Annotated in this window: 31 protein-coding genes and 1 pseudogene; 16 read left to right on the top strand and 16 right to left on the bottom strand. The window is 53.8% G+C overall.

What is annotated here, in order from left to right:
* Nucleotides 1–38: 38 nt before the first annotated feature.
* The 7 genes from rbfA to UC15_RS01415 all read left to right on the top strand — a co-directional run bounded on the left by rbfA (nucleotide 39) and on the right by UC15_RS01415 (nucleotide 7,298).
* Nucleotides 39–452, top strand: coding sequence for a 30S ribosome-binding factor RbfA (gene rbfA, locus UC15_RS01445; protein ID WP_101078324.1), 414 nt, complete (start codon nucleotides 39–41; stop codon nucleotides 450–452).
* Entirely contained in the window at nucleotides 452–1,396 is a 945-nt protein-coding gene (gene truB, locus UC15_RS01440) for a tRNA pseudouridine(55) synthase TruB (protein WP_112286788.1), read from the top strand. Before rbfA ends, truB begins: the two co-directional genes overlap by 1 nt.
* Before the next feature lie 122 nt (nucleotides 1,397–1,518).
* The gene (gene rpsO / locus UC15_RS01435; protein ID WP_014333706.1) at nucleotides 1,519–1,788 is read left to right on the top strand and encodes a 30S ribosomal protein S15; all 270 of its coding nucleotides are present in this window, start codon (nucleotides 1,519–1,521) and stop codon (nucleotides 1,786–1,788) included.
* A gap of 273 nt (nucleotides 1,789–2,061) precedes the next feature.
* On the top strand, nucleotides 2,062–4,185 hold the full coding sequence (gene pnp / locus UC15_RS01430; protein WP_112286787.1) for a polyribonucleotide nucleotidyltransferase: 2,124 nt from the start codon (nucleotides 2,062–2,064) through the stop codon (nucleotides 4,183–4,185).
* 129 nt (nucleotides 4,186–4,314) lie between these two features.
* On the top strand, nucleotides 4,315–5,199 hold the full coding sequence (gene nlpI / locus UC15_RS01425; protein WP_112286786.1) for a lipoprotein NlpI: 885 nt from the start codon (nucleotides 4,315–4,317) through the stop codon (nucleotides 5,197–5,199).
* Between the two features lie 115 nt (nucleotides 5,200–5,314).
* Complete coding sequence (gene yrbN, locus UC15_RS26225) at nucleotides 5,315–5,395, top strand: protein YrbN (RefSeq protein WP_096335046.1); 81 nt, start codon at nucleotides 5,315–5,317, stop codon at nucleotides 5,393–5,395.
* Nucleotides 5,385–7,298, top strand: a complete 1,914-nt coding sequence (locus tag UC15_RS01415) for a DEAD/DEAH family ATP-dependent RNA helicase (RefSeq protein ID WP_112286785.1) — start codon at nucleotides 5,385–5,387, stop codon at nucleotides 7,296–7,298. Before yrbN ends, UC15_RS01415 begins: the two co-directional genes overlap by 11 nt.
* 118 nt (nucleotides 7,299–7,416) lie before the next feature.
* Here UC15_RS01415 and UC15_RS01410 read toward each other — a convergent pair whose 3' ends face one another.
* Nucleotides 7,417–8,442, bottom strand: coding sequence for a luciferase-like monooxygenase (locus UC15_RS01410; protein WP_112286784.1), 1,026 nt, complete (start codon nucleotides 8,440–8,442; stop codon nucleotides 7,417–7,419).
* Between the two features lie 328 nt (nucleotides 8,443–8,770).
* Between UC15_RS01410 and UC15_RS01405 the strand changes: the two genes are divergently transcribed.
* From UC15_RS01405 to UC15_RS01395, 3 genes and pseudogenes are all read left to right on the top strand, one after another.
* The gene (locus UC15_RS01405) at nucleotides 8,771–9,745 is read left to right on the top strand and encodes an HlyD family secretion protein (RefSeq protein ID WP_112286783.1); all 975 of its coding nucleotides are present in this window, start codon (nucleotides 8,771–8,773) and stop codon (nucleotides 9,743–9,745) included.
* Nucleotides 9,730–10,914: an ABC transporter permease gene (locus tag UC15_RS01400; protein WP_198659649.1), complete on the top strand. Its 1,185-nt coding sequence runs from the start codon at nucleotides 9,730–9,732 to the stop codon at nucleotides 10,912–10,914. The genes UC15_RS01405 and UC15_RS01400 overlap by 16 nt, the downstream gene beginning before the upstream one ends.
* 71 nt (nucleotides 10,915–10,985) lie before the next feature.
* Nucleotides 10,986–12,075: pseudogene (locus tag UC15_RS01395) on the top strand (ABC transporter permease).
* Nucleotides 12,076–12,130: 55 nt separating this feature from the next.
* On the opposite strand, the gene UC15_RS01390 reads toward UC15_RS01395, so the two are convergent.
* Together UC15_RS01390 and UC15_RS01385 are read right to left on the bottom strand one after the other, a co-directional pair.
* Nucleotides 12,131–13,009: a U32 family peptidase gene (locus UC15_RS01390; protein WP_112286782.1), complete on the bottom strand. Its 879-nt coding sequence runs from the start codon at nucleotides 13,007–13,009 to the stop codon at nucleotides 12,131–12,133.
* Nucleotides 13,010–13,023: 14 nt separating this feature from the next.
* Nucleotides 13,024–14,019: a peptidase U32 family protein gene (locus tag UC15_RS01385; RefSeq protein WP_112286781.1), complete on the bottom strand. Its 996-nt coding sequence runs from the start codon at nucleotides 14,017–14,019 to the stop codon at nucleotides 13,024–13,026.
* Nucleotides 14,020–14,333: 314 nt separating this feature from the next.
* Between UC15_RS01385 and UC15_RS01380 the strand changes: the two genes are divergently transcribed.
* Both UC15_RS01380 and UC15_RS01375 read left to right on the top strand, forming a co-directional pair.
* Entirely contained in the window at nucleotides 14,334–14,855 is a 522-nt protein-coding gene (locus UC15_RS01380; protein WP_112286780.1) for an SCP2 domain-containing protein, read from the top strand.
* Entirely contained in the window at nucleotides 14,849–15,352 is a 504-nt protein-coding gene (locus UC15_RS01375; RefSeq protein WP_112286779.1) for a GNAT family N-acetyltransferase, read from the top strand. The genes UC15_RS01380 and UC15_RS01375 overlap by 7 nt, the downstream gene beginning before the upstream one ends.
* A gap of 56 nt (nucleotides 15,353–15,408) precedes the next feature.
* Here the strand turns inward: UC15_RS01375 and UC15_RS01370 are convergent, their stop codons facing one another.
* Nucleotides 15,409–15,711, bottom strand: coding sequence for a GIY-YIG nuclease family protein (locus UC15_RS01370; protein ID WP_112286778.1), 303 nt, complete (start codon nucleotides 15,709–15,711; stop codon nucleotides 15,409–15,411).
* A 133-nt stretch (nucleotides 15,712–15,844) separates the two neighbouring features.
* Between UC15_RS01370 and UC15_RS01365 the strand changes: the two genes are divergently transcribed.
* Complete coding sequence (locus tag UC15_RS01365) at nucleotides 15,845–16,282, top strand: YhbP family protein (RefSeq protein ID WP_112286777.1); 438 nt, start codon at nucleotides 15,845–15,847, stop codon at nucleotides 16,280–16,282.
* Nucleotides 16,283–16,318: 36 nt separating this feature from the next.
* Here the strand turns inward: UC15_RS01365 and UC15_RS01360 are convergent, their stop codons facing one another.
* Nucleotides 16,319–16,837 (bottom strand): type 1 glutamine amidotransferase domain-containing protein, encoded by a 519-nt coding sequence (locus UC15_RS01360; protein ID WP_112286776.1) that lies wholly within the window; start codon nucleotides 16,835–16,837, stop codon nucleotides 16,319–16,321.
* 240 nt (nucleotides 16,838–17,077) lie between these two features.
* Here UC15_RS01360 and UC15_RS01355 point away from each other — a divergent pair, with 240 nt between their 5' ends.
* Nucleotides 17,078–17,719, top strand: coding sequence for a hypothetical protein (locus UC15_RS01355; protein WP_112286840.1), 642 nt, complete (start codon nucleotides 17,078–17,080; stop codon nucleotides 17,717–17,719).
* 98 nt (nucleotides 17,720–17,817) lie between these two features.
* Here UC15_RS01355 and UC15_RS01350 read toward each other — a convergent pair whose 3' ends face one another.
* From UC15_RS01350 to phnF, 10 genes are read right to left on the bottom strand one after another with little or no spacing between them, the layout of a single operon-like run.
* Complete coding sequence (locus tag UC15_RS01350) at nucleotides 17,818–18,456, bottom strand: acetyltransferase (protein WP_112286839.1); 639 nt, start codon at nucleotides 18,454–18,456, stop codon at nucleotides 17,818–17,820.
* An 8-nt stretch (nucleotides 18,457–18,464) separates the two neighbouring features.
* Nucleotides 18,465–19,040 (bottom strand): ribose 1,5-bisphosphokinase, encoded by a 576-nt coding sequence (gene phnN, locus UC15_RS01345; RefSeq protein ID WP_112286775.1) that lies wholly within the window; start codon nucleotides 19,038–19,040, stop codon nucleotides 18,465–18,467.
* 11 nt (nucleotides 19,041–19,051) lie between these two features.
* Nucleotides 19,052–20,188, bottom strand: a complete 1,137-nt coding sequence (gene phnM / locus UC15_RS01340; protein ID WP_112286774.1) for an alpha-D-ribose 1-methylphosphonate 5-triphosphate diphosphatase — start codon at nucleotides 20,186–20,188, stop codon at nucleotides 19,052–19,054.
* A complete protein-coding gene (phnL, locus tag UC15_RS01335; protein WP_112286773.1) occupies nucleotides 20,185–20,892 on the bottom strand; it encodes a phosphonate C-P lyase system protein PhnL in 708 nt (235 codons plus the stop codon). The genes phnM and phnL overlap by 4 nt, the downstream gene beginning before the upstream one ends.
* A 27-nt stretch (nucleotides 20,893–20,919) precedes the next feature.
* Nucleotides 20,920–21,711 carry a phosphonate C-P lyase system protein PhnK gene (gene phnK / locus UC15_RS01330; RefSeq protein ID WP_112286772.1) on the bottom strand — a complete coding sequence of 264 codons (792 nt, stop codon included), beginning with the start codon at nucleotides 21,709–21,711 and terminating at the stop codon, nucleotides 20,920–20,922.
* On the bottom strand, nucleotides 21,711–22,586 hold the full coding sequence (locus tag UC15_RS01325; RefSeq protein WP_112286771.1) for an alpha-D-ribose 1-methylphosphonate 5-phosphate C-P-lyase PhnJ: 876 nt from the start codon (nucleotides 22,584–22,586) through the stop codon (nucleotides 21,711–21,713). The genes phnK and UC15_RS01325 overlap by 1 nt, the downstream gene beginning before the upstream one ends.
* Nucleotides 22,576–23,658 carry a carbon-phosphorus lyase complex subunit PhnI gene (locus UC15_RS01320; RefSeq protein WP_112286770.1) on the bottom strand — a complete coding sequence of 361 codons (1,083 nt, stop codon included), beginning with the start codon at nucleotides 23,656–23,658 and terminating at the stop codon, nucleotides 22,576–22,578. The genes UC15_RS01325 and UC15_RS01320 overlap by 11 nt, the downstream gene beginning before the upstream one ends.
* A complete protein-coding gene (gene phnH / locus UC15_RS01315; protein ID WP_112286769.1) occupies nucleotides 23,658–24,239 on the bottom strand; it encodes a phosphonate C-P lyase system protein PhnH in 582 nt (193 codons plus the stop codon). The genes UC15_RS01320 and phnH overlap by 1 nt, the downstream gene beginning before the upstream one ends.
* 3 nt (nucleotides 24,240–24,242) lie before the next feature.
* Nucleotides 24,243–24,686, bottom strand: a complete 444-nt coding sequence (gene phnG / locus UC15_RS01310; protein ID WP_112286768.1) for a phosphonate C-P lyase system protein PhnG — start codon at nucleotides 24,684–24,686, stop codon at nucleotides 24,243–24,245.
* A complete protein-coding gene (phnF, locus tag UC15_RS01305) occupies nucleotides 24,687–25,412 on the bottom strand; it encodes a phosphonate metabolism transcriptional regulator PhnF (RefSeq protein WP_112286767.1) in 726 nt (241 codons plus the stop codon).
* Between the two features lie 267 nt (nucleotides 25,413–25,679).
* Here phnF and UC15_RS01300 point away from each other — a divergent pair, with 267 nt between their 5' ends.
* Both UC15_RS01300 and UC15_RS01295 read left to right on the top strand, forming a co-directional pair.
* Nucleotides 25,680–25,841 (top strand): type II toxin-antitoxin system CcdA family antitoxin, encoded by a 162-nt coding sequence (locus tag UC15_RS01300; RefSeq protein WP_112152055.1) that lies wholly within the window; start codon nucleotides 25,680–25,682, stop codon nucleotides 25,839–25,841.
* Complete coding sequence (locus UC15_RS01295) at nucleotides 25,841–26,155, top strand: CcdB family protein (RefSeq protein ID WP_112286766.1); 315 nt, start codon at nucleotides 25,841–25,843, stop codon at nucleotides 26,153–26,155. The genes UC15_RS01300 and UC15_RS01295 overlap by 1 nt, the downstream gene beginning before the upstream one ends.
* Nucleotides 26,156–26,192: 37 nt before the next feature.
* Here the strand turns inward: UC15_RS01295 and nrdG are convergent, their stop codons facing one another.
* Complete coding sequence (gene nrdG / locus UC15_RS01290; RefSeq protein WP_112286765.1) at nucleotides 26,193–26,657, bottom strand: anaerobic ribonucleoside-triphosphate reductase-activating protein; 465 nt, start codon at nucleotides 26,655–26,657, stop codon at nucleotides 26,193–26,195.
* Between the last annotated feature and the right edge of the window lie 4 nt (nucleotides 26,658–26,661).

Here is a 26,661-nt window from a genome sequence, read left to right as displayed (position 1 = left end):
CCCCTTATTTGTCTGGAGCAAGTGAGGAGAAAAGCATCATGGCAAAAGAATTTAGCCGTACTCAGCGCGTCTCTCAGGAGATGCAAAAAGAAATCGCCATCATCTTACAGCGTGAAGTCAAAGACCCGCGCGTAGGCATGGCGACCGTTTCAGGCGTTGAAGTTTCACGTGACCTGGCCTATGCCAAAGTGTTCGTGACCTTCCTGGACGTGCTGACGACTGACAATCACGATCCTGATCGTGTGAAGAATGGCATCAAAGCTTTGCAGGACGCGTCAGGTTTCATCCGTACGCTGATCGGTAAAGCGATGCGTTTGCGTGTCGTACCAGAACTGACTTTCGCTTACGACAACTCTTTGGTTGAAGGTATGCGTATGTCCAATCTGGTGACCAACGTCGTGAAGAACGATGCTGAACGCCGTTCAGCTGCAGGCGATGACGAGGAAGTATAATGAGTCGCCCACGCCGCCGCGGCCGTGATATACACGGTGTTCTGCTACTGGACAAATCTTTAGGCTTGTCTTCTAACGATGCCCTGCAAAAGGTTAAACGCCTTTATAACGCTAACCGGGCAGGACATACCGGCGCGCTCGATCCTTTAGCCACTGGCATGTTGCCGCTGTGCTTAGGCGAAGCGACCAAGTTTTCCCGTTTCCTGCTCGATTCTGACAAACGTTATCGCGTGATTGCCCGTATGGGACAACGCACGGATACGTCAGATGCTGAAGGTGCCATCATTTCTGAACGTGAAATGGCCTTCACTCAGCAGCAACTGGACGACGCTCTCGACAGTTTTCGCGGGGAAACCCGGCAAATCCCTTCCATGTATTCTGCATTGAAATATGAAGGGAAAAAACTGTACGAGTACGCACGTCAGGGCATCGAAGTTCCGCGAGAATCCCGCAGCATCACCGTGTATGAACTCAATTTCATCCGCTGGGAAAGCTTCGAGGTTGAATTAGAAATCCACTGTTCCAAAGGCACATATATCCGCACGATTGTGGATGATCTGGGCGAAAAATTGGGCTGTGGTGCGCACGTGACTTATTTGCGTCGTTTGCAGGTCGCAACCTATCCTTCAGAGCGTATGGTCACCATGGAAAAACTCCATGAACTGATCGCTCAGGCAGAAGAGCAGGGCATAGAGCCACGCTTACTGCTGGATCCTTTGTTGTTGCCTATGGACAGCGCGTGTGAAGACTTCCCGGAAGTGAACCTGCTCCCTGTCGTCGCCGGATATGTTAAACAGGGCCAACCTGTTCAGGCATCTGGCGCACCGGTCAGTGGCATGGTTCGCATCACTGAAGGCGAAGAACGTAAGTTTATCGGTGTGGGCGAAATTGATGATGACGGCCGCATTGCGCCGCGTCGTCTGGTCGTCGAATACACGGATTAAGCGCTTTCTGCTCACCTTGCGATCACATATAGCAAAGGGTAGAATAGCGCAGCTTATGCATTGGGTTGCTGAATTAGAGATCGGCACCCGTTTAATTATCTATAATATTTTGGAGTAAGATTATGTCTCTAAGCGTTGAAGCTAAAGCTCAAATCGTTTCCGACTTCGGTCGTGGCACTAACGACAGTGGTTCTACCGAAGTTCAGGTTGCTCTGCTGACTGCTCAAATTAACCATCTGCAAGGTCACTTTGCAGAGCACAAAAAAGATCACCACAGCCGTCGTGGTCTGCTGCGTATGGTTTCTCAGCGTCGTAAACTGCTGGACTACCTGAAGCGTAAAGATGTAGCACGTTACACCAGCCTGATCGAACGTCTGGGTCTGCGTCGCTAATCAAGCGAGTTTCAGTGTAAAGGGGCCAATAGGCCCCTTTATTCTAGGAAGCAACGCCAAATCAGGGTACTGTATGGCTGCTGTTTCTGTTGTTATTCTAAGTACATGAACTTCCGTTACAGATGTTTTCGCGCGGCTAATGAGAGACTTTATTACCACATTGCCAGGTATATAAGGATTGTCATTAGTCGCGAGAATGTAGTGAGAAGCTCGGATATTGATCGGCGTGAACTGCTGTCATAACAGCTGCGCGTCATACAAAAGGACATTACATTGCTTAATCCGACTATTCGTAAATTCCAATACGGCCAGCACACCGTTACGCTGGAAACCGGCATGATGGCTCGTCAGGCAACTGCCGCTGTTATGGTTAGCATGGACGACACTGCGGTATTCGTTACCGTTGTTGGCCAGAAAAAAGCTAAACCAGGTCAGAGCTTCTTCCCGCTGACTGTTAACTATCAGGAGCGTACTTACGCTGCTGGTCGTATTCCGGGTAGCTTCTTCCGTCGTGAAGGCCGTCCAAGCGAAGGCGAAACTCTGACTTCACGTCTGATTGACCGTCCGATTCGTCCTCTGTTCCCGGACTCCTTCCTGAATGAAGTTCAGGTTATCGCGACTGTGGTTTCCCTGAACCCACAAGTTAACCCTGACATCGTTGCGATGATCGGTGCGTCTGCTGCCCTGAGCCTGTCTGGTATTCCATTCAACGGCCCAATCGGTGCTGCACGCGTTGGTTACATCAACGACCAGTACGTTCTGAACCCAACCGCAGATGAGCTGAAAACAAGCCGTCTGGACTTGGTTGTTGCCGGTACTCAGGGCGCGGTTCTGATGGTTGAATCTGAAGCTGAAGTGCTGAGCGAAGATCAGATGCTGGGCGCGGTCGTATTCGGCCACGAACAACAACAAATCGTTATCGACAACATCAACTCACTGGTTGCTGAAGCCGGTAAGCCAAAATGGGACTGGCAGCCTGAAGTGGTTAACGCTGAGCTGCACGCTCGCGTGGCTGCACTGTCTGAATCCCGTCTGGGTGATGCGTACCTGATCACCGAGAAACAAGAGCGTTACAACCAGATTAACGTCATCAAATCTGACGTTGTTCAGGCTCTGCAAGCTGAAGACGACACTCTGGACGCTGGCGAAATCTCTGACATTCTGGGCAGCATCGAGAAGAACGTGGTTCGTAGCCGTGTTCTGCGTGGCGAGCCACGTATCGATGGCCGCGAAAAAGACATGATCCGTGGTCTGGATGTGCGTACTGGTGTTCTGCCACGTACTCACGGTTCAGCGCTGTTCACCCGTGGTGAAACTCAGGCACTGGTTACTGCAACACTGGGTACTGCCCGCGATGCACAGAACCTGGATGAGCTGATGGGCGAGAAAACTGACAGCTTCCTGTTCCACTACAACTTCCCTCCGTACTCTGTCGGTGAGACCGGTATGGTAGGTTCGCCAAAACGTCGTGAGATTGGTCATGGCCGTCTTGCTAAACGTGGCGTACTGGCGATGATGCCAAAACCAGAAGACTTCCCGTACACCGTACGTGTGGTATCTGAAATCACTGAATCTAACGGTTCATCTTCAATGGCTTCCGTTTGTGGCGCATCTCTGGCCCTGATGGATGCAGGCGTGCCGATTAAAGCCGCTGTTGCGGGTATCGCAATGGGTCTGGTTAAAGAAGGCGAAAGCTTTATCGTTCTGTCCGACATTCTGGGTGACGAAGATCACCTGGGCGACATGGACTTTAAAGTGGCCGGTAGCCGCGACGGTATCACCGCGCTGCAGATGGACATTAAAATCGAAGGTATCACCCGCGAAATCATGCAGGTGGCTCTGAACCAGGCTAAGGGTGCGCGTCTGCACATTCTGGGCGTGATGGAACAGGCTATCAGCACACCACGTGGCGATATCTCTCAGTTTGCTCCACGTATTCACACCATCAAGATCAGTCCGGACAAAATCAAGGACGTGATCGGTAAAGGTGGTTCTGTGATCCGTGCTCTGACTGAAGAAACCGGCACCACTATCGAAATCGAAGATGACGGTACTGTGAAAATCGCAGCTACCGATGGCGAGAAAGCTAAATATGCTATCCGTCGTATCGAAGAGATCACTGCTGAAATCGAAGTTGGCCGTATCTATCAGGGTAAAGTGACCCGTATCGTAGACTTTGGTGCGTTTGTTGCCATCGGCGGCGGTAAAGAAGGTCTGGTACACATCTCTCAAATCGCTGACAAGCGTGTAGAGAAAGTGACTGATTACCTGCAGATGGGTCAGGAAGTTCCGGTTAAAGTTCTCGAAGTTGACCGTCAGGGTCGTGTGCGTCTGAGCATCAAAGAAGCTACCGCACCTACTCAGGACGAAACAACTGAGCAACCTGCAGCAGAATAATCTGTAACAGAAGTTTTACAGCTCCTTTCCACATGGGGAGGAGCTGTTCGTCTCACGGACGCAGGACGCGTTTGTGTTAAGCAAGCGGATGACAGGATGTTCATCCAATGTTTGTCTCCGGGAGTAGAAATGAAGCCTTTCTTGCGCTGGTGTTATGTTGCGACAGCACTTATGTTGGCAGGATGCAGCAACCATGATTGGCGTAAAAACGAAGTTCTGGCGATTCCGTTGCAGCCGACGTTGCAGCAGGAAGTCATCCTGGCACGCATGGAACAAATACTTGCCAGCCGGTCATTAACCGATGATGAGAGAGCACAGCTATTATATGAGCGCGGTGTGCTGTATGATAGTCTCGGGCTAAGAGCACTGGCGCGAAATGATTTTTCACAAGCGCTGTCTATTCGTCCTGATATGCCAGAAGTTTTTAACTACCTGGGGATTTACCTAACGCAGGCAGGCAATTTCGATGCTGCCTATGAAGCGTTTGATTCTGTACTAGAGCTTGATCCAACTTACAACTACGCGCGTTTGAACCGAGGTATCGCCCTGTATTACGGTGGCCGATTCTCGTTAGCGCAGGATGATCTGCAGGCGTTTTATCGAGACGATCCAAATGATCCCTTCCGTTCGTTATGGCTTTATCTTGCGGAGCGAGAAATCAATCCGAAGAATGCCGAAGTAGCGCTCCAGGAGCGTTATGACAAAGCGGACAGAGGGCAATGGGGATGGAATATCGTCGAATTCTACCTGGGCAAAATCAGCGAATCTACGCTGATGGAACGCCTCAAGGCAGAAGCAACGGATAACACTTCGCTCGCTGAGCATCTCAGTGAAACTGACTTCTATTTAGGTAAGCATTACCTAAGTCTGGGGGACAAGAACAGCGCCGCGGCACTGTTCAAACTGACGGTAGCTAACAACGTCCATAACTTCGTTGAGCACCGCTATGCATTGTTGGAATTGGCGCTTTTGGGCCATGAGCAAGACGACCTATCAGAATCGGACCAGCAATAGCTGACGACACCAATCAGCCTTTTTAATCATGGTATTTACCATTTTTAAGCGCCTTAACGGGCGAGGGTTGCTTTGTTCGTTTTATAATCTAATTTGAGCCGGTTCACACTTTTCAATGAAAATGACTGAAAATTTTCTCGACGAGTTATGTAGACTGGCTGCCATTATTAATGAGGCACGTGTACATGACTACTGAGCTTGAAACCTCTTTTGCTGACCTGGGGCTGTCTGCTCCGATCATTTCTGCCCTGACTGATTTGGGCTATGAAAAACCTTCACCAATCCAGGCTGAGTGTATTCCTCACCTGTTAAATGGCCGCGACGTTCTGGGCATGGCTCAGACAGGTTCCGGTAAAACAGCTGCATTCTCCTTACCGCTGTTGCATAACATTGATGCTTCACTGAAAGCACCACAAATTCTTGTTCTGGCACCGACCCGCGAACTGGCGGTTCAGGTTGCTGAAGCAATGACTGATTTCTCTAAACATATGCATGGCGTGAATGTGGTTGCCCTTTACGGCGGCCAGCGCTATGACGTTCAGCTGCGCGCACTGCGTCAGGGACCACAAGTTGTTGTGGGTACCCCGGGCCGTCTGCTGGACCACCTGAAACGCGGTACCCTGAACCTCTCAAACCTGAGCGGCCTGGTGCTGGACGAAGCTGATGAAATGCTGCGTATGGGCTTCATCGAAGACGTCGAAACTATCATGGCGCAGATCCCGGCTGAACATCAGACCGCGTTGTTCTCTGCAACCATGCCAGAAGCTATCCGTCGTATTACCCGTCGCTTCATGAAAGAGCCTCAGGAAGTACGTATCCAGTCAAGCGTGACTACCCGTCCAGACATCAGCCAGAGCTACTGGTCTGTCTACGGTCTGCGTAAAAACGAAGCGCTGGTGCGTTTCCTTGAAGCAGAAGATTTTGATGCGGCGATTATCTTCGTTCGTACCAAAAACGCGACCCTGGAAGTGGCTGAAGCCCTGGAACGTAGCGGCTACAGCAGCGCTGCACTGAACGGTGATATGAACCAGGCGCTGCGTGAGCAGACTCTGGAACGTCTGAAAGATGGCCGTCTGGACATTCTGATCGCAACCGACGTGGCAGCACGTGGTCTCGACGTAGAACGTATCAGCCTGGTTGTTAACTACGACATCCCGATGGACTCAGAATCTTACGTTCACCGTATCGGTCGTACCGGTCGTGCTGGCCGTGCGGGTCGCGCATTACTGTTCGTTGAGAACCGTGAGCGTCGTCTGCTGCGTAACATTGAACGCACCATGAAGCTGACCATTCCAGAAGTTGAAATCCCAACTGCAGAAGTACTGGGCGAACGTCGTCTGGCTAAATTCGCAGCGAAAGTTCAGCAGCAACTGGAAAGCAGCGATCTGGATCAGTACCGTGGTCTGCTGGCTAAACTGCAACCTGCAGAAGAGCTGGACATCGAAACACTGGCTGCGGCACTGCTGAAAATGGCACAGGGCGAACGTCCTCTGATCGTTGCAGCGGATCCGGTCTTCAAAAGCCGTCCACCACGTCGTGAATTCGAAGATCGTGGCGACCGTGGCGATCGTCGTGACCGTCCGGCTCGCAGCAACGACCGTCCTGCACGTGATGGCGACAGCCCACGTCGTGAGCGTCGTGACGCTGGCGAAATGGAACTGTATCGCATCGAAGTGGGTCGTGATGATGGTGTTGAAGTTCGTCACATCGTTGGCGCTATCGCTAACGAAGGCGACATCAGCAGCCGTTACATCGGTAACATCAAGCTGTTCGGTACGCACTCAACTATCGAACTGCCTAAAGGTATGCCGGGCGAGATCCTGTCTCACTTCACCCGTACGCGTATCCTGAACAAACCGATGAACATGCAGCTGATCGGTGATGCAGTGCCACAGGCTCCACGTCGTGATCGTCCGGCCGGTGCTGGCGGTGAGCGTCGTGGTAACGGTGCTCCGCGTCCTTTCAACGGTGAACGTCGTGAAGGTGGCCGTGGTAACGGTGCTCCGCGTTCTTTCAGCGGTGATCGTCGTGAAGGTTCTTCAGCAGCTGGTGACCGTCGTCCGCCAAGCCGCGCACCACGTCGTACTACTGACGCATAATCTGAATCCAGCTCGCTGAGCTTCAGATGACTTAACGTCAGAAAATAAAAAACCAGCCTTCATCGGGCTGGTTTTTTTTCGTCTGTAATTTACTTTCGTCCGCCATTTACTACGAGGGTCAGCTGATGCGCTGCTCTTTGACCAGATCGCCCTGCAACTGAGACACAATTTCGAACGAATGCAGACGAGCCTGGTGATCAAAAATCTGACCGTTGATCATCAGCTCATCGGCTTCGGTTTCACGCAGGATATTTTGCAGCCCCTGACGCACTGTTTCTTTGTTACCGACCACAGACATGCGCAGCGCGTTATCGACGCCAAAGCGTTCCTGAGCTGACCACAGGCTTTCAATGTTATCGACCGGCGCAGGGAGTTTACCCGGCATTCCGCGGCGCAGATTAATGAACTGCTGCTGATTGGAGGTAAACATCCGGCGCGCTTCTTCATCGGTGTCTGCGGCAATCGCGTTGATGCACACCATCGCGTGTGGCTTCTCAAGCTGAGCGGAAGGCTGGAATTTGCTGCGATAAATCGCCAGTGCCTGATACAGCATGTCCGGTGCAAAATGTGAGGCGAAGGCAAATGGCAGGCCAAGAGCCGCCGCCAGTTGCGCGCTGTAAAGGCTGGAGCCGAGTAACCAGAGTGGCACATGCAAACCTTGTCCCGGCACGGCCTGTACGGCCTGCTGCGGCTGAACGTCACCGAAATACATCTGCAATTCCTGTACATCCTGCGGGAAGTTATCGATTTCACCGGAAAGATGACGGCGCAGTGCAATCATGGTGCGCTGGTCTGTTCCAGGCGCGCGGCCGAGTCCCAGATCTACACGATTTGGATACAGCGTGGCGAGCGTGCCGAACTGTTCAGCAATCACCAGCGGGGAGTGGTTTGGCAGCATCACACCGCCGGAACCTACGCGGATCGTTTTGGTTCCGCCCGCGATGTAACCCAGCAGCACGGAGGTCGCTGCACTGGCGATACCGGTCATGTTGTGATGTTCTGCCATCCAGTAACGCTGGTAGCCCCACTTCTCAGCGTGCTGCGCCAGTTCAAGGGAACACTGGAATGCCCGGGCCGGATCGGCTCCTTGCGGAACCGGCGCCAGATCGAGCACGGAAAGGGGAACGGTGTTTTTATCAGACATAATCACGGCTCACTCATCAAAGGAAAGTGCGGAGAAAGCATTCACTCCGCTCATAATTAGAACGAGTATTACCCAATAACTACTGATTGAATACGGCATTTGTGCCCTTAATTGCCGTTAAAACATCCTTAAAATCGATTTGAGTAACTTAAATTATAGTTTCTATGAATATGTTGTTTTGTGTTAAACAGTCTTTGTTCATCCCGCTATGATTTGACACAAGCGCACACGCGCCTTTAAGAACGGGCGTTGGCGGGAAAGGACAATCATGGAATGGAGAACCAAAAGCCGATGATAAACACAGGCAAACAAAAAGGATGAAGCACCGATGAGTAAACGAATATTATTGACCCTGTTGCTGGTTGCGGCGGCGGTTTCTCTGGCGGTGCTGTTTCGTGCGCACAATCAGGATTTACTGTTACAGGGAGAAGTCGATGCGCCAGAAGTGATTGTGGCGTCGAAATCGAAAGGCCGCGTGATTGAACGTCATGTTGAACGCGGTGACGATGTAAAAGCCGGGCAATTGCTGATAACTCTCGACAGCCCGGAAATGATGGCGCAATTACGCGCTGCCGAAGCTGCCCGCGATCAGGCAAAAGCGCAGCTCGATCTCTCGGTTAACGGTACCCGCGAAGAAAGTATCCGTAACCTCAAAGCCACCCTGGCGCAGTCTCAGGCAGAATATGTGAACGCCCGCGATCTCTACAACCGCAATGTCAAAGTGGCGGCTAAAGGGTTTATTTCAGCTTCTGATTTAGAAGATTCCCGCCGCGCCCGCGACAGCGCATATGCACAAGTTCTGGTCGCTAAAGCCAATCTTGATGAAGGCGTAAACGGCGACCGCGTGGAACAGCGCGAAAGCTATGCCGCGCAGCTGCGTCAGGCGGAAGAAGACTTGCTGGAAGTAAAAGCGCAGACCGATGACTTACAGGTTAAAGCGCCGGTCGATGGTGAAGTGGGGCCGATCCCGGTAGAAGTCGGCGAACTGGAAAGTGCCAACAGTCCTTTGCTGACATTGGTCCGTCTGCCAGACGCCTATTTCGTCTTTAACCTGCGTGAAGATATTCTGGCTGGCGTGCGCAAAGGCGACAAAGTGCAGATGCGCGTTCCCGCGCTGAATAACCAGTTGATCGAAGCCGAAGTTCGCTATATCGCGCCGCTCGGTGACTATGCGACCAAACGCGCCACGCGCGCGACAGGTGACTTCGATTTAAAAACCTTTGAAGTGCGTCTTTACCCTGCGAAACCGGTGCCCGGACTGCGTCAGGGCATGAGTGCATTGTGGCAATGGAAAGCGAAGTGAAGCCGGTCAAAGCGCCACGCAGTGAAAGGGTAAAAGCCGCATGGCGCTGTTTCAGCCGCTCTTTTACCCGTGAAGTGAATCACGCCTTTCGCAAACCGGTGATCCACTGGCTGTGCTGGATTTTCCCTTTGCTTCTGTTTGGTCTTATCAGCAACAACTTTTCCGAAGGCACATTGCTGGATTTACCGGTGTCTGTGGTCGATAACGATCACAGCTCATTATCCAAAACGCTTACCCGCAAACTGGACGCCGGTTCACACGCGCATGTGCAGGCGTTCGAAGGCGGTTTACCGGAAGCGGAATACCGTCTGCGTACCGCGCAGGATTATGCGCTGTTGTATATTCCCAATGATTTTGAAGCCGACGTACTGGCTGGAAAACAGCCGAGCGTAGTGCTGTATTACAATGCGTTGTTTTACGGTGCCGGTCTGTATTCCACGCAGGATTTCAGCGGGCTGATCACCGAACTGAACACCAGTTACCGTTCGATTATTGCGACTGAAATCGGCAAAACGCTGCCATCGCTGGCCAGCGTCGATTTATCCTACGGCAGCCTGTTTAACGCCAGCGGCAGTTACATCTATTACCAGCAATTCGCCGCGACGATTCACCTGCTGCAACTGTTTACCGTGACCTGCATGATCTACGTGATGGCGCGCAGCCAGGCGTTGCTCAGTGCGCCGTCATTTACGCTGGCGCTGCTCGGCAAACTTGCACCCTATACGCTGTGTTTCACCACGTTACTGATGGTGGAAATCGCGATGCTGGTTGGATTCTTTGACGCCCGCGTCAGCGGCAATCCTTTGTATATGGTGGTGATTGGCTTCTTCTATGTGATCGCTGCGCAAAGCCTCGGGCTGTTACTTTTCACCTTCACCAAAACCACCATTACCGCTTACACCATGATGGGGATTTTCGTCAGTATCGCGCTGACTTTCTCCGGAATGGCGGTACCGGTGCTGTCGATGCCGCTGCCAGCGCGCATTATTTCCGGCATTGAGCCGCTCAGCTATGCACTGGCCGCGATGTTTGACGTTTTCCTGCGGGAAGTCTCGGTGCGCGGTATTCTGATGGTGTGCTTCATCCTGCTCATTTATCCGCTGCTGACCGGCCTGCTGGTGCGCAGACGCCTCTACATGCGGCTTAAACGACAGGAGGCAGGCCAGTGACCCGTCGTGAATGGTTTAAAACCTGGTGGACGACATTCCGTAAAGTGCTCACCGGTTTGCTCGACAAGCCAATGTGGATGATGTTACTGCTGTCATTGTGCGTGATGAGCCTGGTCTATGCGAACCGCACGGTGTGGGATTTGCCGGTGGCGGTGGTCGATCAGGATCACAGCACCGCCAGCCGGATGCTGACTCGTCAGCTGGACGCCACTTCCAAAGTCGCGACGGTGGCTTACGACAGCCTGGCGCAGGCCGAACACGATCTGGCGCTGCGTAAGCTTTTCGCGGTGATCATCATGCCGGTCGATCTTGAGAAGAAGATCCTCGCAGGGCAGAACATTGTGATCCCGGTGTACGGCGATGCGACTAACCGGCTGGCGAACGGGCAGATCCAGCAGGATGTGCTGGCGGCGTATCAGGCAATTCTCACGCAATACAACACGGATTTGTTGCTGAGCAGCGGCTTCAGTGAGCGGCAGGCCAGCGTGGTGCTTTCGCCGATTGTCGGACAGACGCTGGATGTGTTTAACCCCGGCATCAGCTTTGCGGCGATTATTTTCCCCGGCCTGCTGGTGATGTTATTGCAGCACTCATTATTGATCGCCAGCGTGCGCGTGAGCATTGTACTCAACAGCGGACCTTCCGGAAAACCGGCGATACCGGCGTTTCTGGGCGGTATTTCGGCGCTGATCCCGGTCTGGCTGTTTCTGTCGATCGTCTTGTTTGTGCTGTGGCCATGGATCCTGGGTTACCGGCAAACGGCCAGCATTCCTGAAATTTTGCTGCTGACCTTCCCGTTCCTGCTGGCAGTGCTGGGGCTCGGGAAACTGGTGACGGAATGCCTGCGTAGCGTCGAACTGATTTACCTGACGCTGGCCTTTATCACCACACCGGTCTTTTTATATTTCCGGCACTATCTGGCCGTTACAGGCGATGCCCGCCTGGGTCAGGGGCGTTTCGTCTATGCTGCCTTCAACCTGGGCGACCAAAGCTATTGCCGGTGTGAATCAGATGGGGCTGCCGTTTAAAGATGTGGGCGGCGATATTCTGATGCTGCTGATCTTGTGCCTGTTTTACACCTTTATCGGCATTGCCGTGGGGATGCTGCGTGATGGCGTCCGGCTCAGAGCGATGTTCCGGCCGAAGCACAGAAATTCGTGATAAAAAAAGGGAGATGACCGCCAGGTCTTCTCCCTTTTCACTGCAACAGGCGCTGTCAGGGGCGCAGTTCCAGCCCGGCGACGCGCTGCCAGTAGCCGTTACAGTCGGCGTTATCGGTGAGTGTCAGTGGCAGCAAACCGCTTTCATTGTTACGGAACGCTTCCAGTGTAGCGAGGGTATCTTTGGTTTCCGGCGACAGGCGCACGATATCGACTAATCCCTGCATTGATACCAGTTCATTGCCGAGGTTATAGCAGTAGCCGCTCTGCGTCTGAATGCCGTTGAGCACGAACACCTGCTGATTTTCCTGCGACAGCATTTTGCGCCCCTGCGGATAACTGATGCAGCATGTTTCGCATTCATCTTTCGCACGGTTTTCAGAACGAGCCGTGAAACAGCGCGCCGAATAGGCCAGCGGTAAATGTCCGTACGACAGCACTTCCACTTCAAACTTATTGCGGATACCCAGGTCATCGCACTGGTTCAGCAGATTGACCAGCCAGTCACGTGAAAGCTCGACCGGCATACACCAGCGCATCATGCCCTGTTTTTGCAGGATTTTTAGCGTGACGGCGTTGTAGCAGTTCAGCGCATGACCGACGACAAACGGCAGATTGCGTTCGGCTGCCATGTTCACCGCGCCGAAATCGTTAGCTTCCAGCAGAAACTCGCCGTTTTCTACATAGCGTTTCAGTTCATTCAGTTCAGACGGTGCCTGCAACAAGGCCAGCGTGGAAATCACCACCTGTTTACCGGATGCGGCCAGCTGACGCGCGACCTCCATCCAGTCATTCACTTTCATCTCACGGCGTTTAGTACAGACATTTTCACCGAGATAAATGATATCTGCACTGCTGTCCGCTGCGGCCTGATAAAACGCTTCAACCTGCGTTTTCGGCCAGTAGTAAAGAATGGCCCCTAAAGAATATTTCATCATCGTCTCTTCGATTACTGCCACTTGCGGTGATAAGCACCGAGCGTGGTTTGTGTACCTTCAGACATGGAGCCCAGCGTTTTCATCCAGGCGTCATCGGTTTTGAAGTTTTGCGGATCCGCCATACAGCGGTCGATTGCCGCACGCCATACGCGGGCTACCTGACTGACATACGCCGGGCTGCGCTGACGTCCTTCAATTTTCACGGAGGCAATATTGGCGGCGAACAACTCCGGCAATAACTCCAGCGTATTCAGACTGGTTGGTTCTTCCAGCGCATGATATTTCGCACCATCTACCAGATAACGCCCTTTGCACAGGGTCGGATAACCGGCGTTTTCACCTTCGTCATAGCGGTCGATCAGTACATCGTTCAGACGCGATTCCATGCCCTGAGCCGTTTGTTGCCAGCGTACGAACCGCGCCGGTGAACAGGCACCCACGGTATTTGGCGATTCACCGGTCAGATAGGAAGAAAGATAGCAGCGGCCTTCGGCCATGATGCACAAGCTGCCAAAGGCGAAGACTTCCAGCGGCACGACAGTGGTACGGGAAAGCTGACGCACCTGATGCATCGAAAGCACGCGCGGCAAAACAACGCGGGCGACATCAAAGTTACGTTTATAAAAGCGGATGGCTTCGTCGTTAGTGGCCGATGCCTGCACCGACACATGGCGCTCAACGTGAGGATATTTATTCGCGGCGTAATCGAGCATGGCGATATCGGCCAGGATCAGTGCATCTGCGCCGAGCTGTGCGGCCATATCCACTGCGCGTTCCCAGCGCTGATAGCCATCAGGATGCGCAAACGTATTGATGGCGATATGCAGTTTACGGCGGTGACGGTGAACGTAATCCGCGGCTTCCTGCAATTTTTTATCCGTGAAATTCAGACCGGCGAAATGGCGTGCATTGGTGTCATCTTTCAGGCCGATATATACCGCGTCTGCGCCATTATCGATCGCCGCTTTCAATGCAGGTAAATTCCCTGCCGGGCAAAGTAGCTCCATTCTCGTTCCTTACTGCAACCGGCCAGCCAGAGCTGAGGTTGGTGGGTGATGAAAAGCCAGTTGCCGACGTCATTCATTCATCAGTCAGGGCTTTGATTGGCGAACTATTTTAGAGAAGCAATGGATGCAATATTTTGATTTGAGGCAGTTTCTGCGGCTTTGGAAGGCATACAGCGCCCGGGGAGGTTGTACGTGATGTTTTTCTGTAGCAGTATTTATTGATGTAGACCGCTGAACGTTCCCGGCAATGTGTCAAAATAGGCGGTATAACTGCCTTAAAACTTGCCGAAAAGTTACCGAAAGGAGTAGTGCCAGTGTTGCAAAAACTACGTGCACGTGTGGTTCGTCAGGGACCATCCCTGTTAAGTCTGCCTTTGAAATTCACGCCTTTTGCGTTGCAACGGCAGGTTTTGCAACAGGTACTGAGCTGGCAGCTTCGTCAGGCGCTGGCCGACGGAGAGCTGGATTTCCTTGAAGGCCGCTGGTTGAAAATTGAGGTCAGCGATCTCAGCCTGACCTGGCTGATGTCAGTGCAGGAGAGCAAACTGGTGATCGCTGAACGTGGCGAAGCCGATGTCAGCTTCAGCGGTAATGCAAACGATCTGATCCTGATCGCTGCCCGCAAAGAAGATCCGGACACGCTGTTCTTCCAGCGCCGTCTGCGTATTGAAGGTGATACCGAACTGGGCTTGTATGTGAAGAATCTGATGGATTCTATCGATCTCGATACTATGCCGCTGCTGCTGAAAAATGGCCTGCTGCGCCTGGCCGATTTTGTCGAAGCGGGTCTGCAAGAGGGCCGTGAGCCGCAAGCTCCGGTAGCTGAGCCATGTTAATTCGTACTGAAATTCCGGTAGATGCTGCGGGCATTGACCGTTTATTACGCGCCTCATTCCCGACGGGTGCAGAAGCGGATCTGGTGCAGGAACTGCGCGAAGATGGCCTGCTGACGCTGGGCGTTGTGGCGACCGACGATGAAGGCGGTGTGGTGGGTTATGTTGCTTTCTGCCCGGTCGATATCCGGGGTGAAGACCGCAACTGGGTCGGGCTCGCGCCGCTGGCAGTAGATGAATCTCTGCGCGGTCAGGGGCTGGGCGAAAAACTGGTTTATGAAGGGTTAGATTCCCTGAATGAGTTCAGCTATGCCGCCGTAGTGGTATTGGGTGATCCGGCGTATTACCAGCGCTTTGGATTCAAACCGGCTGCTGCGTATGACCTGCATTGCCGCTGGCCGGAAACGGAAACGGCTTTCCAGTTGTTCACCTTATCAGACGACGCACTGAAAGATGCCAGCGGAGAAGTGGTTTTCCCGTCGGCGTTTAATCGTTTCTGATATCTCAGGGCCAACTTTTTTGCTCAGATAAAACAAAGGCCGGTTTCCGGCCTTTTTCATTTCCCGCTTTCCGTTAAACCCAGATAACTTTCCAGACATTCCGGTGCATTTCTCACCAGCAACTCTTTCTGCGCTTTGCTCAGTTTTTTGACTTTAATCTCCAGCTTTGAAGCCAGTGAACGGTCGCCAGCCGGACAATGAAATGCCAGCGTCAGCTCACCTTTTCCACGCAACGATTTCGCTCCTTTTCCGCACTGATGCTGGCCTAAACGCCGTGTCACGTCGGTCGTTATGCCGGTGTAAAGCATCCCGGTCGGGGTTCTCAGCATGTATAAAAACCAGTTGGATGGGGCGGACATAAGCTCTGCGTGTCAGGAAATTTTGTGTCAGTTTACCTGAAAGGCACACTATTTATCTGAAAGGCACAACAGAGTGAGGCAAAACATCAACATGGGGCGGTAAACTGACATAAACCAAAATAAGGCGCGTGTGATGAATAACCCTGATGACCTGAAACATATTCTGAAGTTTCTAAATAAACAGCATGTGCTGGCGCTGTGTGCCGTTGCCGACGGCGAGATGTGGAGCGCGAACTGTTTTTACGTCACGGATACAGAAAGCATGACGTTGTATTTCATGACCGAAATGAAAACTTTGCACGGTACGCTGATGGCGAAATCACCGCATATAGTCGGCACGATTGCTCCGCATCCGAAAACCATTGCGCTGATTAAAGGCATTCAGTATCGCGGCGAAGCCACCGTGCTTAGCGGTGAAGAAGAAGCGCATGCGCGACATCTTTATTGCAGGCATTTCCCTGTCGCCATCGCCATGAAAGCGCCGGTCTGGGGACTGAAACTGAATCACATCAAAATGACCGATAACGCGCTGGGATTTGGCAAGAAACTGCTGTGGGACAGGGAAGTTTGAAGAGAAATCGCCCCTTCCACAGAAGGGGCGCAAGGCTTATGCCGCCAGAATTTTCAGTGATTCACGGTTGAAGGCGGGCAGATCGTCCGGCGTCCGGCTGGTGACCAGCGTGTTATCGTCAACCACGACTTCTTTGTCGTAAAACTCTGCACCGGCGTTTTTAACGTCGACGACTACCGGTTTAACCGTTGTGAGTTTTCGGCCACGTATAACATCGGCGCTGATCAGTAGCTGCGGGCCGTGGCAGATGGCGAAAATGGGTTTGCCGCTTTTCGCAAAATCACGGGTGAAATCGACAAATCTGTCGTCACCGCGCAAGGTATCCGGCGAATGTCCGCCAGGTAGCAACAGCGCATCGAAGTCGGCCACGTTGACATCATCAATCGATTTATCAATGGTGACTTTCGCCTTGCCCTGTTTGCCTTTGATCACGTTGCCCGCTTTGTTTTCGATGGTAATAACCTGATGGCCAGCCTTTTTATAGGCCTCGGCGGGTGAAGTGAATTCTGAATCCTCAAATTCATCAGTGATGAGTACCGCTATCTTCTTGCTCATGGTTCCTCCTGCTGAGAATGTGTTTTTCGTCATACACTACTAAGCCTACAAGCCAGCGGCGGGCTAATCAAACTGGATTCGTCCGAGTCTGCGAAAGTAACAGGAACTGTCTTATAGCGTGAGATTTACATTCAGGTAACACTTCAAATATCTGTTCATGCTTTCATGTTTCAGAACCCGTGTTTCAGAATCCATGTTTCAAAATCGCAGCGCGAAAGCCGTTTTTTAAAAGGAAGTGATATGGCAAAAGTTCTTCTGCTGGGCGGAAGTGGCCTGATCGGGCGTGAGCTCTTACGTCTGTTGCAACTTGATCCACGAGTCAGCCGCATCGTGGCACCCAGCCGTCGTCCGCTGCTGCCAGGGAATAAGCTGTTTAATCCGCTCGGCGACAATCTCACGTCACTGGTGGTCGCACTCGATGAGCCGATAGATTTACTGTTCTGCTGTCTGGGCACCACGCGAAAACAGGCGGGCAGTGCGCAGGCATTCCGGGCGGTGGATTACGATCTGGTGGTGGATTGCGCCAAAGCGGCACGCGAACTGGGCGCACGCCATTGTCTGGCTGTGAGTGCTAACGGCGCTGATGCCCGTTCGCGTTTTCTCTATAACCGCACCAAAGGCGAAATGGAGCTGGCGCTGATGCAGCAGGGATGGCCGTTGCTGACATTAGTCAGGCCTTCGTTATTAGTCGGAAAGCGCCATCCGCCGCGTCTTCTTGAGCAACTCAGTGCGCCGCTGTTTAAAATGCTGCCGGGGAAATGGAAAGCGATTGATTCTGATGTGGTGGCGAAAGCATTGCAGGAGCAGGCATTTAACGCCGGATTAGGCGGCATCACGGTGCTGGAATCCAATGAGATTGCCGCCAGTATCGAAGATCTTTAATTCGCGTGATCCGCTGAGCCGGATCCTTGTGATATGGTATCAGGCAAAAAACGCGAATTTTCCTCAGACTGCTTTCAACTCAATATCACGCCAGATCCCTACAGATATTTTTCTGCAAAAACGTGCAGATCCCTGAAGTCCGGCATCCTTTCTTTCAGCGTTTCATGATCCCAGTCCCACCAGCGGCTGGCTTCGATCCGCCCGATCATCTTGTCATCAAAGCGCATGCCGATCTTTTTCGCTGCCACACCCGCGACGATCGAATAAGGCTCAACATCTTTCGTGACCACCGCAGACGTGCCGATCACTGCGCCATTGCCGACTTGCACGCCGGGCATCAGCACCGCGTTATGCCCGATCCACACATCGTTACCGACGGTGACATGATGCTCACGCCGCCAGTCGAAAAATTCCTGATCGTCCTCACCGAGTCCGTAGACAGAACTGCGATAGGTGAAATGATGCTGGGCAACGCGCTGATAGGTCGGATGATTGCCGGGATTGATCCGCACATAGGTGGCGATCGACACAAATTTTCCGATCGTGGCGCAGAAGATCTGATTGTTGCCGGCGGTATACGAGTAATCGCCGAACTGCGTTTCCTCGATGATCGCGTTGTCGGCAATATGCACATACTGACCCAGCGTTGACCGGTTCAGCTCGACCTGCTGACCGATTTTTGGCCGCGAATAATCCTGCTCGTCAGCCAGCGAAAACGGATGAATGATGTCTGTCATAAAATCGCTCATGATGAAGTGACGGGATAAATAAACGCGCTGACCGGCAAGGCAAGAATGGCCAGCAGATGCTGTAAAGTCTCGTGCAACGCACCGTCATTATTCAGCCGGTGGCAGCCGGCGGGCAGGGCGTTTTCGTACTCTCTGGCACGCTGAAGACGACCGGCGATTTGCGCCGTATCTTCACGTCCGCGACGCGTCAGGCGTTCAGTCAGTACGGTTTCAGAAACCTGTAAACAGACCGGTACCAGCCGCTGACCATAACGCTGGCGGGCTTTCTCCAGATGCGCGCGCGAGCCGTTGACCACCACGTGACAACCGAGCTGCATCCAGGTGTCTATCTCAATGCCCACGGCGTACCGGCACTGATGCGCATGCCAGTCCATGGCGAATAAACTGTGCTGGCGACGCTGAATAAATTCGGCTTCGCTCAGCGCAATATGGTTTTCCGAACCCGCATCCGCCGGGCGCGTAATGTAACGATGCGCGACGGCGACATCGGTGGGTAAATGCTGACGCAGCGCGTCCAGCAGACTGTCTTTACCAGAACCCGAAGCACCCATCAGATAGAGTAAACGACTCATCTCATCTCCCCTCAGAACACCTGAGTGCCCTGACGCCAGACGTTCTGCACAAAAAAGTGATCGCTATGTGCGCGTGCCAGCACCAGATCCGCGCGTTTGCCTTCGGCGATTTCTCCGCGATCTTTCAGACCCAGCGCGTTCGCCGGATTACGGGTCACCAGTTTCACCGCCTGCGGCAGACTAAACGCATTGCTCTCATCGTTGGCAATCCGGAAAACCGCGTCGAGCAGGCTGGCGGGATAGTAATCGGAAGAGAGAATATCCAGCAGGCCAAGCGAAGCCAGATGGTGCGCCGCCACGTTGCCGGAATGCGAACCGCCACGCACGATATTCGGTGCGCCCATCAGCACCTGCAAACCGCTGTTGTGCGAGGCGCGTGCTGCCTCTTCGGTGGTCGGGAACTCTGCAATCACGCTGCCGAGCGCCCGTGATTCTTCAACGTGGGCGGCGGTGGCATCGTCATGGCTGGCCAGCGAAATATGGCGCTCGCGGCAGTGGGCAGCAATCGCTTCACGGTTTGGCTGCGCCCAGCGCCGGGAGAGGGCGATTTGCTCTTCCTGAAAATCGTCCATTTGCTCGTCGTTCATGTGGTATTTGCCCTGATAATACTCACGGTATTTCTGCGGCGTAGCGAACTGGCGCTGGCCCGGCGAATGGTCCATCAGCGAAACCAGTGACAGCACCGAGGTATCCATCAGCTTCTCAAACAGCGGCAACGTGGTTTCGTGCGGCAGTTCGCAGCGCAGATGCAGACGGTGCTCGGCGCGGTTCAGTCCGGCGTTCTGGCTGTTCACAATCGCGTCGATCATCTTTTGCAGATTATCCAGACGATGCCCGCCGTCGCGTACGTCACCGACGGCGACGGCGTCCAGCACGGTAGTGATCCCGCTGGCGACCATCAGCGCATCGTGGCTGCTCATGGCAGAATGCGCTGGCCAGTCTACTTTTGGTCGCGGCGTGAAAAACTTATCCAGATTATCCGTGTGCAGTTCGATAAAGCCTGGCAGCAGCCAGCCGCCCTGAGCATCCAGCGCCTGCGGCAGCTGACTGCGGCTGTCAGCAAAGGCGGTGATCACGCCGTTTTGCATCTCAAGCGACCCTTCAACCACCTGATCGTCGAGCACCAGTTTGACGTTATTTATGATCATGCGGACATCTCCGGCGCCGTTTCCGGGCTCATTTCATACAAGCGATCGGCAACGCGTTCGCGCACATCTTCATCATGGAAAATCCCGACCACCGCCGCACCGCGCGCTTTGGCCTGCTCAATCAGCGTCACGACGGCGGCACGGTTGGTGGCGTCCAGCGATGCGGTCGGTTCATCAAGCAACAGCACCGGATAATCGACCACAAAACCGCGGGCGATATTCACGCGCTGCTGTTCGCCGCCGGAAAACGTCGAGGGCGCGAGATGCCACAGACGTTCCGGAACATTAAGATGGCGGAGCAACGCACTGGCGCGGGCTTCGCTTTGTGCTTTATCCACACCCAGTTCCAGCAGCGGCTGCATCACCAGATTCAGTGCGCTGATGCGTGGAATGACGCGCAGGAACTGGCTGACCCAGCCGACCGTATGGCGGCGAACGGCAAGAATGTCCCGTGCTTCGGCGCTGACCATATCAATCTGCTGGCCCTGATGCTCGACCCAGATTTTGCCGCTGTCCGGCAGATAGTTGCCGTATAAAGAACGCAGAAGGGTGGATTTTCCGCTGCCGGAATGGCCGTGCAGAACCACGCATTCCCCGGCATTCACGGTCAGGCTGGCATTGCTGAAAACCGGCAATCTGGCGCTGTTCTGGTTATGCAGAACGAAAGTTTTACTGAGATTTTCGACCCTGAGCTTCGTCGTCATTTTGGTCACTCTTTCTCTGAAATTAGGTTAGGAAAGCACGGAAGAAACGAGCAGTTGCGTATACGGATGATGCGGATCGTCGAGCACGCGGTCGGTTAAGCCACTTTCCACTACCTGACCCTGTTTCATGACCAGCAGACGGTGCGCCAGCAGGCGGGCGACGCCCAAATCGTGGGTGACAATCACCACCGCCAGCTGCATTTCCACCACCAGCGTGCGCAGCAGATCCAGCAGACGTGCCTGAACCGAAACGTCGAGTCCGCCGGTCGGTTCATCCATAAACACCAGACGCGGATGCGTTACCAGATTGCGGGCTATTTGCAGACGTTGCTGCATCCCGCCGGAAAATGTAGTCGGCAGGTCATCGATACGGGAAACCGGAATTTCGACATCTTCCAGCCACTGACCGGCCTTCTTGCGTATATCGCCATAATGACGTTCTCCGACTGCCATCAGGCGCTCGCCGATGTTGCCGCCGGCAGAAACCTGACGGCGCAAACCGTCCATCGGATGCTGATGCACCACGCCCCAGTCGGTGCGCAACAGACGGCGGCGATCGCTTTCCGCCATGTCATACAGCGACTGCGCGGTGGCCTGGCCATTGTTATAGATGACTTGCCCTGCCTGGGGCGCGAGACGGGCAGAAATCGACTGCAACAGCGTAGTTTTACCCGAGCCGGATTCGCCGACAATACCCAGCACTTCTCCCGGATACAGATTGAACGACACATCGCTAAAGCCTTTGCCCGGCGCATAAAGATGAGTCAGGTTATTCACCGACAGCAGCGGTTCGGCGGCAAGATTTAAGGGAGTGGTCATCAGCGGTTAACCTCGTTGGAAGCCTGTTGCTCAACCTGCTGAGCACAAAAATCGGTGTCGGAGCACACGAACATGCGGTTGCCCTGATCGTCGAGCACCACTTCATCGAGATAGCTGTGGTGCGATCCGCAAATCGCGCACGGCTCATCCCATTGCTGAACGGTGAACGGATGATCATCGAAGTCCAGACTCTCAACTTTGGTGAATGGTGGCAGGGCATAAATGCGTTTTTCGCGTCCGGCACCGAACAACTGCAATGCGGGCATCATGTTCATTTTCGGGTTATCAAATTTGGGGATCGGCGACGGATCCATCACGTAGCGGTCATTCACTTTCACCGGGTACGCATAAGTGGTGGCGATATGGCCGAAGCGCGCGATGTCTTCATACAGCTTCACCTGCATCACGCCGTATTCTTCCAGCGCGTGCATTTTGCGGGTTTCGGTTTCTCGCGGTTCGATAAAGCGCAGCGGTTCCGGGATCGGCACCTGGAAAATCAGGATCTGATCTTCCTGCAACGGCGTTTCCGGAATGCGGTGACGGGTCTGGATCAGGCTGGCTTCCACAGTTTTTTCGGTGGTTTTCACCCCGGCGACACTCTGGAAGAACTTGCGGATCGACACGGCATTGGTGGTGTCATCCGCGCCCTGGTCGATCACTTTCAGCACATCTGTTGTGCCGATCACGCTGGCGGTCAGCTGGATCCCGCCGGTGCCCCAGCCGTATGGCATCGGCATTTCGCGACCGGCGAACGGCACCTGATAACCGGGGATTGCTACGGCTTTGAGGATCCCTCGGCGGATCATGCGTTTCGTCTGCTCGTCGAGATAACCGTGGTTGTAGCCGGTCATTGTTTGGGCGGCATTATTGTTCATTGGCTGAGTCCTGTTCTTTCGCAGCGCGCAGGCGTTTTAACAACTCCAGTTCCGCCTGGAAATCGACGTAATGCGGCAATTTAAGATGCGAGACAAAACCGGCAGCTTCGACGTTATCGGCGTGGGACAAGACAAATTCTTCGTCCTGCGCCGGGCTGCTAATTTGCTCGTTGTATTCACGGGTTTGCAGTGCGCGATCCACCAGCGACATCGACATCGCCTTGCGTTCGGCGCGGCCAAACACCAGCCCGTAGCCACGGGTAAAGTGCGGCGGCTTGTCTTCAGGGGTGACAAAACCGTTCACCATTTCGCATTCAGTCAGCAGGATCTCGCCGATATCGATGGCAAAACCCAGCTCTTCCGGCACGATCTCGACGGTGAGCCAGCCGGTGCGGATTTCACCGGCAAACGGATGGGTGCGGCCATAGCCGCGCTGGGTGGAATAACTCAGTGACAGCAGAAAACCTTCGTCGCCACGCACCAGCTGTTGCAGACGTGCCGCACGGGACGCCGGAAATACCGGTGGCGTTCGGGTGATGTCTTCCGGCTCGGTACCGTCGTCTTCTTCCTGTACCGCCAGTTGTTGTTGCGTCAGCAAATCAAACACATGGCCGCAATCTTCCGGCTGTGGTTCATCGGCTATCGGGGTGAACGGCGCTTCGCCTTCGGCCAGCAGCGCGAAATCCAGCAGGCGGTGGGTGTAATCGTAAGTCGGGCCGAGCACCTGCCCGCCAGGCAAGTCTTTATAAATAGCGGAGATACGCCGCTCGAGGCGCATCGCCTGGGTATTCAGCGGCTCGCTGGTCGCCAGACGCGGCAGCGTAGTGCGGTAAGCGCGCAGCAGGAAAATCGCTTCGACCAGATCGCCACCGGATTGCTTGATCGCCAGTGCGGCCAGCTCACGGTCGTAAATTCCGCCTTCGCTCATCACCCGGTCAACGGCTAAACCCAGCTGTTGTTCAATCTGTTCGCAGCCAAGTTCATTCACATCAGTATTGCCGCGGCGCTCATGCGCCAGCAGCTGATGGGCGGCGGCAATCGCCTTCTCACCCCCTTTAACGGCGACGTACATCAGCACACCTCCACGCGCGTGGTGCGCGGTACGGCAATCAGTTCTTCGCCACAGGTGAACATAAAGTCCAGACCCAGCGGGAAACGGTGAGGGCGGTTAAGCAGATAATCACGAACAGAATCAGGCAACTGTGGTGAAATCATGCGGCTGCTCTCGATGCCCGGCCCGCGCAGACGCAGCGGCGTGCCGCCGGTCAGACTGTCCAGCTGCACAATTACGCTGGTCGCCAGCTCCGGCGACATCTCATCACCGCACGGGAAAGCCAGCAGCGTGGCGCTGTCGAGCGCCGGATCGGCCAGCGCAAAACTGACGGCAGAAGGGTCATCGGTGAGCACTGCACCGGTATGAAAACGCAGGTTTTTACGCAGAATTTCATCATTGAGCGAGGCGCTCAGCCACAGCGGCGTATCGTTATCGATAAGCGTCAGCAGCACGCAGGCGCTGGCAGAACCTAACGCCCCGAAGCCGGGCATAGCTGGCAACTGCACGCTGACGCCGGGTTCGCTTAACGCTTTGAGAATACGACGAAAACTGTACTGCGCATCGGAAACCGGATGTTGAAAACTGGCAACAAGTGACATGAGTTATTCTCCGCGAACCAGAGTAAAGAAATCGACGCGGCTGGAAGCCACCTCGCGAGCGCGTTGCTGGCGGCGTTCCTGTTGCAGCGCAGCCAGAGGCGCTATCACGCGTTTATGCAGCAGTTCGTCCATGCCCTGTATTTGCAGCAAGGCGTCAATGACCGCGCACAGTTCGGCGTGGGACTTATTGCGCCCGCTGACGTAGCTGTAGCCGTAGACACCGCCGTCTAACTGAATGACGGCGCGGGTGACGGTCATATCGCCCATCACAAAACGTTTGCCTGTGCCGCCCATGCGCCCCTGAAGCTGGGTCAGACCGGTTTCAGCAGCGCGGAGTCGTTCAAATTGCGGGGATAAATTCAGCGGTTGCCAGTGGGCGAGCAGCTCATCGGGACGGCTGTGAGCCAGCACCGACATCCAGCGCTGGCGGGTTTGCAGGTGATCCATTCAGTGCTCCATGGTCAGTTCGATCATGTCGGCACGCGTCAGGCTGACGGAATATTCCGCCACCGAATCGCTGCCTTCACAAATGTTCAGGGTGCGGACACACAGCAGCGGTGCCTGCGGGACGATTTCGAGTAATTTGCTCTCTTTTGCCAGCGCGCGGCGGGCATTAATGCGGGTGGTACGGCGGCTGAGTTTTTGCTTAATCTCTTCGTGGATAAAATCGTGCAGCGAGCCGTTATGGAAGTTTTGCAATGCAGGCCACCAGTCGAGATCGGGCAGATAGTGATCAATCACGCAGACCGGCACGCCGTTCACGCGGCGCAGGGTACGCAGATGAATAACGGTGTCGCCTTCCTGACGCGACAGCGCCGCCGCGACGTGATCGGTGGCCGGACGCAGCACCGCCAGCAGACGTTCGCTGGTCGGATGGCTGCCCTGATCCAGCAGGTTCTGGCTGAAACGCGCCTGCGAATGCAGCGGATAATCGTAAGGACGCATCAGCACCAGCGTGCCAATACCCTGACGGCGTTGCAGCCAGCCGCGATCGACCAGCTCATCCACCGCACGGCGCAGCGTATGGCGGTTCACCTGAAAACGTTCGGCAAGCTGTTGTTCCGGCGGCAGATAATCGCCGCAGCGGTAACCGTTACGAAGTTCCTGTTCCAGTTCGGCAGCGATTTGCTGATACACCGTGGCGTAACTGGTCGGATGTCTAGATAAGTTCATCACAATGAATACCTCGCACGGGACAAACGGGCAGTGGCAGAGAAAAGTTGAAAGCTTTCTGAAAGGGTCATGATGCAAACCTCAGTGTGGCGTTGGCATCATTTTGGGCGTGCTAAATGACAATTGGGTGAAGCTCTGGTTGCAGGAAAATGAAGAGTTGGAAGACGTCTCGCAGGAATGAAAGAGGGGGATTTACGGAATGAACAGTACAAATTACACTCTGGTTGTCGGATGTTTTTTTAAACATTAATTACATAAGGACTTTGTATGTCAGAAGCACTCAATCGTGAATTCAATGATTTACCTGTTACGTTAATACCCGAAACACCTGCGCAGAAATGGAGGCGTGAAAATCAAAAAGGAATTGAGGCGATAAATAAATACGTCGAAGAACATGGTTCGTTTTCTGATTATCAGCGTGCATTTTGATGGAGCAATACGCTGTTTATGAAAACAAAGGAGACGGAAAGGTAGCGTATCCTTTTTTGCTGAATATCCATCATTCGGCTGCGAGTGGGTTCGGTAATACGGTAATGATTCCGTTGGTGCCACTGCTCGAATTAATAGACTTTCCGCCAAAAAAACTTTGTCCTTTGCTTAAGATTGAGCAAGAGCAGTATGTGGCAATGACGCATATGCTGGGGGGCGTTAAGTCACGAGAAATTGGCGATCAGATCAGACAGCTCGACGGGGAAATTTATGAAGTGAAAAATGCGTTTGATTTTTTACTGAATGGAATTTGAACCGGATGTGAGGGGAATAATTTCCCCTCTGAAAGCATTAACGCAAATAATGGATCACCTGATTACCGCTGCCGCGCCAGATAAGTGCAGGGTCTTTCAGTTCCTGCACAAATTTCCCGTCGACCAGCACGTTGATTAACGCCACGACTTCCCGCTGTTCAGCGCTCAGTTTCCCGAGCGTATAACCCGTCCACATCCACACATCTTTGCCCGGACACTCCGCCTGCACGCGTAATAACAGCTGGCGCACCGCAGAAAGATTTTGCGGATGCAGCGGATCGCCGCCGGAGAGCGTTAAACCCTGACGCGGGATCACCGTGTTTTGCAGATCGGCGATAATGCGGTCTTCGTCTTCCAGCGTAAAAGGTTTGCCGGAGTCCAGCCGCCAGGTGCTTTTGTTATAGCACCCGCGGCATTCGTGGACGCAGCCGGAAACGAACAGCACGCAGCGTGTTCCCGGCCCGTTCACGACATCAATCGGGTAATACTGATGGAAGTTCAAAGTA

This window comes from Rahnella sp. AN3-3W3 (assembly GCF_003263545.1).
Taxonomy (GTDB): Bacteria; Pseudomonadota; Gammaproteobacteria; order Enterobacterales; family Enterobacteriaceae; genus Rahnella; species Rahnella variigena.
This window is presented reverse-complemented; position numbering and strand designations above follow the sequence as displayed.

Bases quoted from the DNA above. Each gene is read 5' to 3' on its own strand.
- phnG (WP_112286768.1), bottom strand. From the start codon at position 24,686: ATGGATCACCTGCAAACCCGCCAGCGCTGGATGTCGGTGCTGGCTCAC.
- UC15_RS01355 (WP_112286840.1), top strand. From the start codon at position 17,078: ATGGCAAAAGTTCTTCTGCTGGGCGGAAGTGGCCTGATCGGGCGTGAG.
- phnM (WP_112286774.1), bottom strand. From the start codon at position 20,188: ATGATCATAAATAACGTCAAACTGGTGCTCGACGATCAGGTGGTTGAA.
- phnH (WP_112286769.1), bottom strand. From the start codon at position 24,239: ATGTCACTTGTTGCCAGTTTTCAACATCCGGTTTCCGATGCGCAGTAC.
- phnK (WP_112286772.1), bottom strand. From the start codon at position 21,711: ATGACCACTCCCTTAAATCTTGCCGCCGAACCGCTGCTGTCGGTGAAT.
- UC15_RS01405 (WP_112286783.1), top strand. From the start codon at position 8,771: ATGAGTAAACGAATATTATTGACCCTGTTGCTGGTTGCGGCGGCGGTT.
- UC15_RS01375 (WP_112286779.1), top strand. From the start codon at position 14,849: ATGTTAATTCGTACTGAAATTCCGGTAGATGCTGCGGGCATTGACCGT.
- UC15_RS01350 (WP_112286839.1), bottom strand. From the start codon at position 18,456: ATGACAGACATCATTCATCCGTTTTCGCTGGCTGACGAGCAGGATTAT.
- rpsO (WP_014333706.1), top strand. From the start codon at position 1,519: ATGTCTCTAAGCGTTGAAGCTAAAGCTCAAATCGTTTCCGACTTCGGT.
- UC15_RS01295 (WP_112286766.1), top strand. From the start codon at position 25,841: ATGGAGCAATACGCTGTTTATGAAAACAAAGGAGACGGAAAGGTAGCG.
- UC15_RS01360 (WP_112286776.1), bottom strand. From the start codon at position 16,837: ATGAGCAAGAAGATAGCGGTACTCATCACTGATGAATTTGAGGATTCA.
- UC15_RS01400 (WP_198659649.1), top strand. From the start codon at position 9,730: ATGGAAAGCGAAGTGAAGCCGGTCAAAGCGCCACGCAGTGAAAGGGTA.
- UC15_RS01365 (WP_112286777.1), top strand. From the start codon at position 15,845: ATGAATAACCCTGATGACCTGAAACATATTCTGAAGTTTCTAAATAAA.
- UC15_RS01300 (WP_112152055.1), top strand. From the start codon at position 25,680: ATGTCAGAAGCACTCAATCGTGAATTCAATGATTTACCTGTTACGTTA.
- nlpI (WP_112286786.1), top strand. From the start codon at position 4,315: ATGAAGCCTTTCTTGCGCTGGTGTTATGTTGCGACAGCACTTATGTTG.
- phnN (WP_112286775.1), bottom strand. From the start codon at position 19,040: ATGAGTCGTTTACTCTATCTGATGGGTGCTTCGGGTTCTGGTAAAGAC.
- phnL (WP_112286773.1), bottom strand. From the start codon at position 20,892: ATGACGACGAAGCTCAGGGTCGAAAATCTCAGTAAAACTTTCGTTCTG.
- UC15_RS01320 (WP_112286770.1), bottom strand. From the start codon at position 23,658: ATGTACGTCGCCGTTAAAGGGGGTGAGAAGGCGATTGCCGCCGCCCAT.
- truB (WP_112286788.1), top strand. From the start codon at position 452: ATGAGTCGCCCACGCCGCCGCGGCCGTGATATACACGGTGTTCTGCTA.
- UC15_RS01385 (WP_112286781.1), bottom strand. From the start codon at position 14,019: ATGGAGCTACTTTGCCCGGCAGGGAATTTACCTGCATTGAAAGCGGCG.
- UC15_RS01390 (WP_112286782.1), bottom strand. From the start codon at position 13,009: ATGAAATATTCTTTAGGGGCCATTCTTTACTACTGGCCGAAAACGCAG.
- UC15_RS01370 (WP_112286778.1), bottom strand. From the start codon at position 15,711: ATGTCCGCCCCATCCAACTGGTTTTTATACATGCTGAGAACCCCGACC.
- UC15_RS01410 (WP_112286784.1), bottom strand. From the start codon at position 8,442: ATGTCTGATAAAAACACCGTTCCCCTTTCCGTGCTCGATCTGGCGCCG.
- UC15_RS01415 (WP_112286785.1), top strand. From the start codon at position 5,385: ATGACTACTGAGCTTGAAACCTCTTTTGCTGACCTGGGGCTGTCTGCT.
- yrbN (WP_096335046.1), top strand. From the start codon at position 5,315: ATGAAAATGACTGAAAATTTTCTCGACGAGTTATGTAGACTGGCTGCC.
- rbfA (WP_101078324.1), top strand. From the start codon at position 39: ATGGCAAAAGAATTTAGCCGTACTCAGCGCGTCTCTCAGGAGATGCAA.
- phnF (WP_112286767.1), bottom strand. From the start codon at position 25,412: ATGAACTTATCTAGACATCCGACCAGTTACGCCACGGTGTATCAGCAA.
- UC15_RS01325 (WP_112286771.1), bottom strand. From the start codon at position 22,586: ATGAACAATAATGCCGCCCAAACAATGACCGGCTACAACCACGGTTAT.